The organism is Streptococcus sp. 27098_8_74, assembly GCF_041431705.1.
GTDB lineage: Bacteria > Bacillota > Bacilli > Lactobacillales > Streptococcaceae > Streptococcus > Streptococcus salivarius_E.
This window is the reverse complement of the sequence record NZ_JAPVYF010000019.1, coordinates 32343-43487: the sequence shown is the minus strand read 5'-3', so window position 1 is coordinate 43487 and position 11145 is coordinate 32343. Positions and strand designations below refer to the sequence as shown.

The 11145-nt window shown below is 40.6% G+C and carries 10 protein-coding genes and 1 pseudogene; all 11 read left to right on the top strand.

Annotation, left to right across the window (positions count from 1 at the left end):
- Positions 1–291: pseudogene (locus O3670_RS08270) on the top strand (LD-carboxypeptidase); the annotation flags it as partial.
- A gap of 99 nt (positions 292–390) precedes the next feature.
- Positions 391–654: a SemiSWEET family transporter gene (locus O3670_RS08265; RefSeq protein ID WP_002891785.1), complete on the top strand. Its 264-nt coding sequence runs from the start codon at positions 391–393 to the stop codon at positions 652–654.
- A 151-nt stretch (positions 655–805) separates the two neighbouring features.
- A complete protein-coding gene (locus O3670_RS08260; protein WP_013991153.1) occupies positions 806–1843 on the top strand; it encodes a S66 family peptidase in 1038 nt (345 codons plus the stop codon).
- Positions 1844–2212: 369 nt separating this feature from the next.
- Positions 2213–3811, top strand: a complete 1599-nt coding sequence (locus O3670_RS08255) for an Hsp70 family protein (RefSeq protein ID WP_022495864.1) — start codon at positions 2213–2215, stop codon at positions 3809–3811.
- Positions 3808–4320 (top strand): hypothetical protein, encoded by a 513-nt coding sequence (locus tag O3670_RS08250; protein ID WP_021143642.1) that lies wholly within the window; start codon positions 3808–3810, stop codon positions 4318–4320. Before O3670_RS08255 ends, O3670_RS08250 begins: the two co-directional genes overlap by 4 nt.
- A 9-nt stretch (positions 4321–4329) precedes the next feature.
- Positions 4330–5115, top strand: coding sequence for an ATP-binding cassette domain-containing protein (locus O3670_RS08245; protein ID WP_002891779.1), 786 nt, complete (start codon positions 4330–4332; stop codon positions 5113–5115).
- Between the two features lie 8 nt (positions 5116–5123).
- A complete protein-coding gene (locus O3670_RS08240) occupies positions 5124–5939 on the top strand; it encodes an ABC transporter permease (RefSeq protein ID WP_004183421.1) in 816 nt (271 codons plus the stop codon).
- On the top strand, positions 5940–6200 hold the full coding sequence (locus tag O3670_RS08235; protein WP_002884593.1) for a hypothetical protein: 261 nt from the start codon (positions 5940–5942) through the stop codon (positions 6198–6200).
- Between the two features lie 9 nt (positions 6201–6209).
- Positions 6210–7952: a DUF6287 domain-containing protein gene (locus O3670_RS08230; RefSeq protein ID WP_195187437.1), complete on the top strand. Its 1743-nt coding sequence runs from the start codon at positions 6210–6212 to the stop codon at positions 7950–7952.
- A gap of 280 nt (positions 7953–8232) precedes the next feature.
- Entirely contained in the window at positions 8233–9543 is a 1311-nt protein-coding gene (locus O3670_RS08225; RefSeq protein ID WP_014635015.1) for an ATP-binding protein, read from the top strand.
- Positions 9544–9577: 34 nt separating this feature from the next.
- Positions 9578–10951 carry a GHKL domain-containing protein gene (locus O3670_RS08220; protein ID WP_073686189.1) on the top strand — a complete coding sequence of 458 codons (1374 nt, stop codon included), beginning with the start codon at positions 9578–9580 and terminating at the stop codon, positions 10949–10951.
- Positions 10952–11145: the final 194 nt, after the last annotated feature.

Here is an 11145-nt window from a genome sequence, read left to right as displayed (position 1 = left end):
AAAGAACATCCTGAAGCTCGTGCAGAGGATTTGATTCATGCCTTTTCTGATGATAGCATCGACATGATTCTATGTGCCATTGGTGGAGACGATACCTATCGCTTGCTACCCTACCTCTTTGAAAATGACCAACTACAAAAGGTTATCAAACCAAAGATTTTTCTCGGTTTCTCGGATACAACCATGAACCACCTCATGTTGCATAAGCTAGGGGTCAAGACTTTTTACGGCCAATCATTTTTAGCCGACATTTGTGAGTTAGACAAAGAAATGTTGCTACATTTTCTAAAAACGTTCTAATGTAAAGTCTTTCCTTAGAATCCCGAGGTTTTGTCCTTGAATCCAAGTTGTTTTTCTGTTATACTAATAAAGTAATAAGGAGAAATATATATGACTAAACAGAGAATTAATCAAGTTGTTGGTTCAATTGGTGCCTTTATCGGGATTATTGTATTTATAGCCTACATCCCTCAAATTTTTGCCAATTTACAAGGGAACAAAGCTCAACCATTCCAACCTTTATCAGCAGCTGTCTCTTGCTTAATCTGGGTCATTTATGGATGGACAAAAGAGCCTAAGAAAGACTGGGTTCTAATCATTCCAAACTCAGCCGGGGTTATCCTTGGCGGACTGACTTTCCTTACTGCTCTATAAGAATACAACTACTATAAAAAGCAACCACATCGAGCGGTTGCTTTTTTACTATTTTCTCGATCTAAAAGTCTTCTTCTGACTCTAATTCTTGTTGTTTTATCTCATCTCCTGTGATAAGATAGGCTCAATCTATTTTCAGGAGGGTCAAGACATGGTTTCTACTATTGGTATTGTGAGCTTATCTAGTGGAATTATCGGTGAAGACTTTGTCAAGCACGAAGTGGACTTGGGTATTCAACGTCTCAAGGACCTGGGACTCAATCCTATCTTTTTGCCCCATTCACTAAAAGGCTTAGATTTTATCAAAGAACATCCTGAAGCTCGTGCAGAGGATTTGATTCATGCCTTTTCTGATGATAGCATCGACATGATTCTATGTGCCATTGGTGGAGACGATACCTATCGCTTGCTACCCTACCTCTTTGAAAATGACCAACTACAAAAGGTTATCAAACCAAAGATTTTTCTCGGTTTCTCGGATACAACCATGAACCACCTCATGTTGCATAAGCTAGGGGTCAAGACTTTTTACGGCCAATCATTTTTAGCAGACATTTGTGAGTTAGACAAAGAAATGTTGCCATATAGCCTCCACTACTTCAAGGAATTGATTGAGACGGGAAGAATCTCGGAAATTCGCCCTAGTGACGTTTGGTATGAGGAACGGACTGATTTTAGTCCCAAAGCCTTGGGAACACCTCGTGTCAGCCATGCAAATACAGGTTTTGACTTGTTACAAGGCAATGCTAAGTTCGAGGGGGAAATCCTCGGCGGTTGCCTCGAATCCCTCTACGATATTTTTGACAACTCTCTACACGCAGATAGCACAGACCTCTGCCAAAAATACAAACTTTTCCCTGACTTATCCGACTGGGAAGGAAAGATTCTATTGCTAGAAACAAGTGAAGAAAAGCCTGAACCTGATGATTTCAAAAAAATGTTGCAAACTTTAAAAGAAACTGGGATATTTGAGGTCGTCAGTGGACTCTTGGTCGGGAAACCTATGGATGAAACCTTCTATGACGACTATAAAGAGGCACTATTGGATATCATTGATAGCAATATCCCAATTGTCTATAATCTGAATGTCGGACACGCAACTCCAAGAGCGATTGTTCCCTTTGGAGTCCACGCCCACGTAGATGCAAAGAAGCAAGTCATTCGCTTTGACTATAACAAAGAAAGCTGAGATAAGACTCTCAGCTTTTTTTAGAAAGTAGGAGTATCTTAGTTGCTATAAAGCATGACACTTTAAGTGGATAATACTCCTGTATTTCTAAGTTCATCCAGTCTATCAGATTGATTGAGACTCAAGGGAGTGGGACAAGGAACAATTTTTAAAAAGTTGTTCGGTCCTACTCCCTTTTTTCCTATTTTATAGTCTCTTTATTTGTGATAATATAGTATAGTGAAAAAAACTAGACTGGAATAACTTTACTCTTTTGGAGTTTTATGTGACAGCGATGAATGGAGACAATCTAAGCGGCTGCCTGTTTGGAGCTATAGCCAAGAAAACTCAAAATGAGGAATGAGGAATGAGGCTAGAAGGGAAATTGTTATGAGAAAAAAAGCGATTGGTATTGATTTAGGAACAACGAATTCCGTTATGGCTGTTGTTCGTGAAGATGTGCCAGAGATTATTCCGATGGGGACGAATGACGATCAGGTCTTACGTTCAGCGGTTTACTTCTCAAATATTAGTGGCCAAAACCATGTATCTTTTGGTAAAGAAGCCATCGAGCGTGGGACAGAAATCGGAAGTACAGAAAACTTTAAGTTTGACTTCAAACGTGACATCGGGCGTCCGATTGCTAGTGATACACCAGACCACACACGTGTCAATTCTATTATTCTTTCGGCCTTGGTTTTGAACGAATTCCGTAAACGCGCCTATGTCGTTGGTCAGGAGATGGGACAAGCAGACGGTATCAAGGATGCTGTTATCACAGTGCCTGCCTACTTTACATCAGATCAACGTGCGGCAACTAAGAATGCTGGTCGTATTGCAGGATTTAATGTCTTGCGTATTATCAATGAGCCTACAGCTGCGGCCATTGCCTATGCCCACACTAAAAATGCTCAAGGAAATGTCTTGGTCTTCGACCTTGGTGGAGGAACTTTTGACGTTACCATCATGCGCGTGGCTGATCATGCCTATGATATTTTGGCAACTGACGGGAATTCACGCCTTGGTGGGATTGACTTTGATAAGCGTCTTGTGGGCTACATCATGCAGGAGTTGGAAAAACAAGGGGTCAATATGACTAACCTTTCCGAGAAGGAAAAAATTCAACTTCAATATAAGGCTGAGCAGATTAAGACTAGTCTATCTGTGAATGACCAAGCTCTCTATGAGCACTATGTCAATGGTCAAGGTTACGGTGTCTTGATTACTCAAGCGATTTTCAATGAAATTACCTTGGACCTCCTCAAAGATACTGAAATCAAGGTGCAATCTACTCTTCAAGCATCTGGCTTAAAATGGGAAGAGATTGACCATATTCTCCTTGTGGGTGGGTCAACACGTATGCCAATGATTCGTCAAATGATTCGTTTGATGAGTGGTTTGGAGCCTAAGTTTGACCTTAATCCAGATACCATCGTGGCACAGGGAGCTTCTATTTTGGCTGACCTTATCGTCAATAACGAGGTTAGCTTCTCTGAACATCAGGATGGTAAGACAACTGAGACAGATAGAGTGGTTGTCAAGGATGTGACCTCTCAGGGAATCGGTCTGCTCTTCAAGAAAAATCCAAACAAAAACTACAGCTTTGTGGGTGACTACTATAATAGTGTCGTGGTTCCACGTAACTCGGTCTTACCTTTGGCTGTTACCAAGGATCTCTTTGCGGTCGTGGATGGACAGAGTAAGTTTAAACTTCGTATCACAGAAGGAAATTATGAAAATCCATTTGCTGTGAAGATTTTGGGACAAGTGGAAGGGCAAGTGCCACAACCTCGTCAGAAAGGTGAGCTCTTGGCACAAGTCACCTATGCCTTTGACTCAGAACAAATTGTTACCGTGACAGTGTCGGACCCTCGAAGCAATACTGTTGTGGCACGCTTTTCAGTCAATGCACAAGTCAACCAAACCCAAGAAGTGGTTAAGGAAGATTTGTCAGAACTTCAAGCTATTTTTGCTAAATTCATCTCATGATAGACTACTACAAAGCAATTGATACAGAGACAGGACAGGAAGTGCCCTATTTAAGAGAGGTCAGTAACCGTATCTCTCCAGAGATGTCGGCTCAAGATTGTTTCGTGGCTCTTTCCTTTTTACGTGAGGAGCTGGAGGAGCTCTGGACAAATGGTACCTTGGATAAAGAAGGGGATCGTTTGCGCAGTGAACTCTACACGATTCGCTCAATCTTTTTCTCAGACCATGAGAAGTTACAATATGACCGAAAACTCAGACAGGCTCAGAGAAAGGCCTTGGAAGTTGACAAGGGGACGGCCACTGATGCTAGCAATCTATCAGCTAAAAAGGAAATCCCTTTTGAACCTGTTGCGGTGACTCAGACTAAAGAGTCACCTCTTAAAAATTACCTCTTTGCGGCCTTCGCCTTTGTGATTCTACTAAGCTTGATTCTCTTCTTCAATATCAATGTCATCGTTCTTATTATCGGAGCCATTCTAATTGTGGCTTTGATGTTACTTATGTCTTAGGAGATATTAATGGAAACCAATCAATTAACATTTGAACATATCTGTTTCAAATATAAGGGAAATGATAACCAGCTCTTTACAGATTTGGATGTTACTATGGAGACTGGTCAAGTTGTCGGTATCTTGGGTGCTTCTGGTTCAGGGAAAACAACTTTAACAGAGATTCTCCTAGGCCAGCTTAAACCGACTTGCCAACAATTTCGTATTTTAGAAAATGGTAAACCTGTGACTGCGGGTTCACGCTCTTGGTCCTATGTACCCCAACAAAATCTCCTACGTGAGTACCTCAAGGTATCTGAGACCTTTGATTTTTATGCGGACCACCATCTGAAAGGGAGTGGTAAGCTGACTAAAAAGCATCGCATTGCAGGCATCATGGATGATTTAGGGTTGACGGAATTTGCCAATAAGAAGATCTCAGAGCTTTCTGGTGGGCAAAAACGTCGTGTCTCTATTGGTATCGAGCTTCTTAGCCCTAGTCCCTACTTTATCCTTGATGAGCCGTCTTCAGGTTTGGATGCCCTTAGTGATCGTAATCTCTTACGTACCTTGAAAATCTTGGCTAAATCAGCTAACAAGTCTATTGTGGTTATTACTCACAATACAGAAAATTTGGCTATTTTTGACAAGATCATCTTCTTGTCTAAGGGACGTCCGACATTTGCAGGAACCTATGAAGAGTTGCTTTTGGAATACAAGACTAGCGATCCGTATATGATTCGTAAATATATGGATATGAATATCGCAGATGTCTACCAAGAGCTCAATGCTTCAACACGTATTTACAAGATTTAGGGAGATTTATGAACGCAGCATTACGATTAAGTTGGTATAAATTTAAACACCACTACATGGATTTTGTGAAGGTTCTTCTGGGCATTGTCGCTTTTGAAGGCTTAATTCTCTATATCCAAGACAAGGGATTTTTGAAAGATTTCGAAACAACTCGAATGACCCTCTTTCTCTTGCTTTTCTCAACCAGTCTCTTGATTGTGGTTCAAAACAGTATTTATATTTCTAAGGAACGCTCGGTCCTCAACCGTGACTTTTTCTCAGGTTTGAGTCGTTCAGCCTTCGCCTTGGCTAGTATGGGGATTCACGCCTTCTTTGCCGTTTTGGAAACCATTGTCTTTATCCTATCTTACTCTGTCTTTAGTAAGTTCTTTGACAAGGAATTTCCAGATGCTGGTCATATTTTTGGTTCCTACCGTTGGGAAGTTGGGATTACAGTGCTCCTGGTTTTCTTGGCGTCGCATTTTATTGCCCTCTTTATCTCAGCCTTGGTTGGCAAATCTGAGATTACCTCTGTTATCCTAGCAGTCGTTGTGGGTATCATGCAATTTTCATTGTCGGGAACTATCCTGTCTTTGCCCAAAGCCATTGATTGGGTACAAAAATTTATCTATCTTGGTTATGGCCACAAGCTTTTTGGGATTTCTAGTGACTTGTCAGACTTGCCATCGAGCTTGGCTAAGTACGGAGTCCCAGTCCCTAAGAGCCAGTTGGAGGCCTTTCAAGGGTCTACAGGCGAATTCTGGGGACAATGGTGGGCCTTGGTGCTTCATTGCCTCGTTTATGCCCTACTCTTTTTCGTCACACTTCAGAAGAAGGAGAAATAAATGCAACAATATGATGAATGGCTGATTGACTTCCAAGTGCAGCATGGTCGCAAGCCAAGTGATAAGGAAGTCGCAGAAGCTGCTAAGACTGGTTTTGCTCTTTCTAGTGGCTTGAGCAGACAGAAAAATTCTAAATTCAGACAAGTTTTGTCTAAGGTTGGTTTGGGTGATCTCAAGTTTAGCTGGTTTTTAGTTTTGGAAATTTTGCTCTTGATTTGTATTGCTCTCTTTGGCTATGTTGTTGGCTATCTATTTATCTAGGAGGACCTCATGAAACAGTTTAAACATAAAAAGTTTATCGGTTTAGCCTTGATTGTCTTTTTGGTCTTCATGGTACTTGGAAAATACACTCAGAGCACGGCTTTTACATCGTCTTCAAGAGTTTATGCCACAACCGTTGTCGATAAGAATACCGGGAACAAGGTGCGTTTTGAAGTTCGTAAGATCAAGGGAGACAAATACGAAGTCAAAAATACGGAGACCGGGGATACTTATCAGGCTAATGCCCAATCCGGCGAAGACCGTTCTTTGAGCTTTAAGTTGCCTGGAACTAACGGTAGCTCAGACGGTACTATCCGTATCACACCAAGTATGGTACCTGGAGGAGATGCGAAGGTTGAAATGACTGAATCAGACACCTATACTCAGGTTGAGGGAGGCTCTGAAGTCGTTGAGTCTAGCGAGGCTTCGTCTAGTTCTTCAAGTAGCCAAGTTAAAAGCATTATTAAGGATATTTTGGAATCAAGTAGTTCATCCTCAGGTAGCGATGCAAGCTCAGAATCGTCTTCTAACGATCCAAATAAGCCAAATGCAGATATCAAGACTAAGACCGATGTCAATGGTGATAAGGAAACCACTTATATTGCAGACTATTCGACTGAGGACATTAAGTCTATCACGGAAGCTTTTGGGAAATGGCTCTATCAGTCTGATTATGCCAAGGATGCTGTTTTAGTTCAAAGCAGCTTTGACAGCATCACCAAGGTCAATGATGGTAGTCCAACCTTCCTGTCATTTAAGGCACCTAAAGAAAAAGGTAGCAGCCAAACGATTACCATCCTTGCTAATCTCATCAATGCGGATGGCTATGAACATATTACTGGTGTTCCAAGTGGTATCATCAATGGCAAGGAAGTCTCAAACTATGATTTCAAGGACTATAAAAACACGGTTGATTCCTTTACTTTAGGGATTAATGACAATAGTGGTAAGACCGCAGACTATAGTCCAAGATCATCCTTCCGTCTTTATACCTTGAAGGATAAGAAACATGCTATGTATGAAGACGATGCTGCTGAACAAAAAGCCCTCTTTAAGGACTTCTCAGCTGATGATAAGACTGGTGGCAATTATAATGGCTACAACAAGCTCTATAAGGATTTGGTTGACCAAGATAAGGATTCTTACCAAATTGTTCTCGGCTCTAATGGTACTGTTTACTATGTGACGAACTACTGGAAGGGCAATTACGATAAGAAGGCTGTTCAGACCTATAAGGTAGCACCAGATGATATGCAAGAGGCTTACCAAGAGTTGCTCAAGCATTACTCTAGTGCTAGCACATCTGAAAGCTCAGAATCTTCAAGTTCTTCACAAACATCGGAGTCATCATCAAGCTCATCAGAGGCCAAAACAGAATCAAAAACGGAAACCAAGACCGAACAAACAGGCATGGATGTTAATGCTATCAAGGATAATAACTTCCAAAGCCTCGAAGGGACTTGGAAGAATGGGAATGGTAATAGTTTGACATTTTCTAAGGATCAAGTAACTGCACCAACAGATTATGAGGTTCAAAATGCTAATTCCAGTCTTGAAAATGGCTACCTGAGAGCGAGCCTAAGAACAGGAATGTATGGCGCAATAATCTTTTTCATCCCTAAAGGTACGACATTACCGAATGTGTCAGGAAATAATCCTGATGCTTCAGATAATACTAAAGACCGTATTTTGATTACCCAGTCAGCATCACCACAATCTGACGCCAAACAATTCTACTACAAGGCTGACTAGACTTTAGGCTTAAAAGTAAGTCTCAAAAAAGTAGTTTTATAATCTAAAAGTTGAGATAAAATTGTCTCAACTTTTTATGTTACATTTGTAACTTTAATTTAATAGTAAGTCTATCTTCTATAAATAAATGGATTCTTAGAGGTATTGTAGACCTTAATAGAAAATTAATTATTGTGAAAACTTACAAAAAGCTATATAATGAGTAGTGTTGTAAAAAGGGCTTCCTAGGGGATTTTTGAGGAAGTTTCTTAAATCAGATTAATGGGAGAGGGGGAAAAGAATGACTTCTATTATTGAATCGCTACTTGCTGTTTTTAAAGATTTTCATTGGCTAGTATCTATAGACACGCTCTTGATTTTCTTTGTCAATTATCTGATGTTTCATGCAGCTGGTAGGGTCAAGATTTCTTGGTGGCTACTTTTATTAGGTGGCCTTTTATCAGTTGTTTTGACTCCCCTTCTTCCTATGGGATTCAAATTTTTACTTAATCCTCTCATTTTATTTTGTTTTAGTTATTACAAACGTCCAGACTTGCCATGGATAGAGCCGGTATTTAATAGTTTTTATGCCTGGGGGACAACCAATATCATTATACGAGGCTTGTCATTAATCGTCTTTCCTTTACTTTTGGGAGACGACTTGATGAGCCGCATTCCAGAATCTTTAACAGAGTTTATATGTGTGGTAGTTACTTATCCTCTTTATCTTTTGGTTCACCGTTTTATTGGTTATGAATATTTGCAGGTCGAGGAAAAGGAGCGCTTACGTATACACTTCACCCCTATTGTTATTGGGGTTAGCTTTGCCTTTCTTTCATACGGGCTTCTAAATGATTTCATGCCTTACTTTGCTAGCATCTGGCCTGTGGAAGTGGTTAACAATTATGCCAAGTTGATCGTTCTATTAGCAACAGGAGCCTTCTTCATTGTTGTTTCCTATGCCAACCAGTGGATTAAGGATGAGCTCTTTCTAGAATTGAAGGAGGAGCAGGAGCGTCATTTCCAGAGCTTACAGGAATCTAGTAGACATATCCTCCATCTCTATCAGGATCTATACCGTGATGGAGTGCCTAAGGTAGTCGTACCTAAGAAGGTTAAGACCGTTCTGGCTACTAGTCAAGAGGGAGACACTCAGAACTTATCTGAGGAGGAAGTTCCCTTCAGCAAGGTTATGCCAGATATTTCCAACCTGCTTTCTCAATTGTTACGTTCCGTCATTGAGAGTAAGTATATGGAATTTCATGCTGTTGGCGTTGATTTTATCATGGAGGTTCCAGACCCTATATCCCCAGTTCATATCGATGTGGTGGATTTATCAGCTGTTCTAACGACCTTCTTGGATAATGCCTTGTTGAGAGCTCATGGTCAAGAAAATAGTTTAGTTCGTATGTCTTATTACCAAAGAGGTGAGGTCCAGGTCCTCTCTGTAGAGACAACCCTTTCGCAAGATAGTGCCGAGGCGCCCCACGAGGCGTATGAGAGTCACTTATCAATCAATGAGCAGCTCGAAGATATTATGGAGCGTTACCCTCAGTCTAAACTTAGCTTTAAGAATGATAAGTTCATCTATAGACAGCAATTTGAATACTAAAGACTTGTAAAAAAATATATAGAAAGGAGATTCGATGTTTGAGTCGTTTTTGGGAATAAATTTTTTAAATCTCTATAATACAGATGCCTTTCTAGCCATTCAGATTATTATAACGCTGACGATAAACTGTGCTATTTTCAAACGAATGACAGACATTCGTATCTCCTGGACGGTGTTTCTGACCTTAGCCCTGCTAGATGTGGTTCTTCAGTATAATATTAAGAGTATGAACATGATTGCTGATGTCTTTATTCTGATGGTTTTGGCTATTCTGGCTAAAGGAAAGACTTGGACGGTAACGCAGTATGCTTTTCATACCTTGTTTCCAGTGGTGACATCAGATTTGCTTTATCGTTTATTGGGACTCTTCTTTATTCCCCTTCTCTTAAATCTCCCTGTAGCGGAGGTGGGGTCTAATGCACTTTTCTATCTCTTATCTTACGGTTTGATTTTGCCACTTTATTTTGTTTTTGACCGTTTCTTGGGCTTGGATTTGAAGCGTTGGAAGGTCTATAGTGATGACTCTTTCCATAACCTCCAGATTTCTAGAAGAGCTGCCTTAGCCATGGCTACTTATTTATTGGGAATCTTTCTCAGTATGAATTTAGATGACTGGTTACCTGGTTATTCTTTAGATTTGGAATTGAGACTTCGTATGTTAGGGGTTCTCTTGTCTGCAGTGGCCTTTATTTTCCTAGTTGCTCATCTTAATCAACTGTCTAGGCAGTATTTGGAAGAGAGTTTGGCCATGGAGGAAAAACGGCATTTGAATAGTTTGACTAAGGCCAACCAAAAGATTGATCTTCTCTACAATGAATTGTTACAATACAGACAGTCTTATCAGACGGTTGTGGAACAATTTTCAGAGGAAGTGCGTGACCAGGAAGAGGCCCTTGCTGAGCAGGTGTATCAGAATGTTCTTAGAGAGAGTGCCAAGGAGTTTGAACGTTTCCGTGTCATTGATAATCCTAAGCTAGAAAATATTCAATCCTTGCCCTTACGTAGTCTTCTTTCGGCTCGTATGATGGAGGCTAAACGTAGTAATATTCCAGTGACTTGTGATATTCCTGAGGAGATTTCAGGCTTTACCATGAACGTGGTTGACTTGACCTTGCTGGTGTCCATTTTCTTTAGTAATGCGATTGATGAGAGTAAGCAGGTGCCTGCCAGTCAAATCAATTTTAGTTTTCATCGTCATGATAAGGATGGGAGTTACCATTTCGTCATGGAAAATAGGACGCAAGAAGAAAAAGTTGACCTTGATGCCATTATGCAGGAAGAAAATCAGAAGAAGACCTCTGGTCTTAACCTTCACTCAGCCAAGGATATTCTTAGGAAGTATAGTGATGCCAATCTGATTACAAGCAGTGGTGATTACCTCTTCAAACAGGAATTGATTTTTAAATAAATATATAGAGCTAAATCAAAGGATTTGGCTCTTTTTTTCGTTACAGATCCATAAAGTAGGGCTCTTTGCTGTTGAGCTTACGCTTATGTCTGAAGCTTAGGACATCGGAGGAGGAAGGGGTGAGGGAGGAGTCTGATTGTTGCTTCATTCTGTGTTATAATAGCAAGGATTAGTGGTTCTTAGAGCTAGGTGAA

Coding starts and splice junctions, on each gene's coding strand:
- O3670_RS08245 (WP_002891779.1), top strand. CDS start 4,330: ATGGAAACCAATCAATTAACATTTGAACATATCTGTTTCAAATATAAG.
- O3670_RS08220 (WP_073686189.1), top strand. CDS start 9,578: ATGTTTGAGTCGTTTTTGGGAATAAATTTTTTAAATCTCTATAATACA.
- O3670_RS08265 (WP_002891785.1), top strand. CDS start 391: ATGACTAAACAGAGAATTAATCAAGTTGTTGGTTCAATTGGTGCCTTT.
- O3670_RS08250 (WP_021143642.1), top strand. CDS start 3,808: ATGATAGACTACTACAAAGCAATTGATACAGAGACAGGACAGGAAGTG.
- O3670_RS08255 (WP_022495864.1), top strand. CDS start 2,213: ATGAGAAAAAAAGCGATTGGTATTGATTTAGGAACAACGAATTCCGTT.
- O3670_RS08260 (WP_013991153.1), top strand. CDS start 806: ATGGTTTCTACTATTGGTATTGTGAGCTTATCTAGTGGAATTATCGGT.
- O3670_RS08230 (WP_195187437.1), top strand. CDS start 6,210: ATGAAACAGTTTAAACATAAAAAGTTTATCGGTTTAGCCTTGATTGTC.
- O3670_RS08235 (WP_002884593.1), top strand. CDS start 5,940: ATGCAACAATATGATGAATGGCTGATTGACTTCCAAGTGCAGCATGGT.
- O3670_RS08240 (WP_004183421.1), top strand. CDS start 5,124: ATGAACGCAGCATTACGATTAAGTTGGTATAAATTTAAACACCACTAC.
- O3670_RS08225 (WP_014635015.1), top strand. CDS start 8,233: ATGACTTCTATTATTGAATCGCTACTTGCTGTTTTTAAAGATTTTCAT.